The organism is Vreelandella neptunia (genome assembly GCF_000712975.1).
Lineage (GTDB): Bacteria > Pseudomonadota > Gammaproteobacteria > Pseudomonadales > Halomonadaceae > Vreelandella > Vreelandella qaidamensis.
This window is the reverse complement of the sequence record NZ_JHQL01000011.1, coordinates 900-1,894: the sequence shown is the minus strand read 5'-3', so window position 1 is coordinate 1,894 and position 995 is coordinate 900. Positions and strand designations below refer to the sequence as shown.

The 995-nt window shown below is 63.9% G+C and carries 1 protein-coding gene; it reads right to left on the bottom strand.

The window, feature by feature from the left end; translation table 11 throughout:
* Positions 1-995: hypothetical protein (locus tag CR46_RS18490; protein WP_198023747.1), on the bottom strand; the 995-nt coding region annotated here is incomplete at both ends.

The following is a 995-nucleotide window of genomic DNA, read 5'->3' as shown; positions in this document are numbered from 1 at the left end:
TGTCCACGCGGGCGGTGACGGTGATGTCCTCGCCTTCGGTGACGGTTTCCGGGGCGTCCAGGGTTACAGTAGCCTCTAAATCAGCATCGGCATCAGCGTCCGCATCTGCGTCGGCGTCGGCGTCGGCGTCTGAATCAGCATCCGCATCGGCATCGGCGTCCGCATCTGCATCCGAATCAGCATCCGCATCGGCGTCAGAATCAGCATCAGCATCAGCATCAGCATCCGCGTCGGCGTCGGCGTCGGCGTCGGCGTCGGCGTCGGCATCAGCGTCTGCATCCGCATCAGCATCCGCATCGGCATCGGCATCGGCATCAGCATCAGCATCAGCATCGGCATCTGCATCGGCGTCTGAATCGGCGTCGGCGTCGGCGTCGGCGTCGGCGTCGGCGTCTGCATCAGCGTCGGCATCTGCATCTGCATCTGCATCAGCGTCGGCATCTGCATCAGCGTCGGCATCTGCATCTGCATCTGAATCGGCATCCGCGTCAGCATCCGCATCTGCGTCGGCGTCGGCGTCGGCGTCGGCGTCGGCATCAGCGTCAGCGTCAGCGTCAGCGTCAGCGTCAGCGTCAGCGTCAGCATCTGCATCTGCATCAGCATCCGCATCGGCATCGGCGTCTGAATCAGCATCAGCGTCCGCATCCGCATCGGCGTCTGAATCAGCATCAGCGTCCGCATCTGCGTCGGCGTCGGCGTCGGCGTCAGCATCTGCATCTGCATCAGCATCCGCATCGGCATCGGCGTCTGAATCAGCATCAGCGTCCGCATCCGCATCGGCGTCTGAATCAGCATCAGCGTCCGCATCTGCGTCGGCGTCGGCGTCCGCATCAGCGTCTGCATCGGCATCGGCATCAGCGTCGGCATCCGCATCGGCATCGGCGTCTGAATCAGCATCAGCGTCCGCATCGGCATCCGCGTCGGCGTCAGAATCCGCATCCGCATCCGCATCCGCATCGGCATCTGCGTCAGAATCAGCATCCGCGTCGGCATCC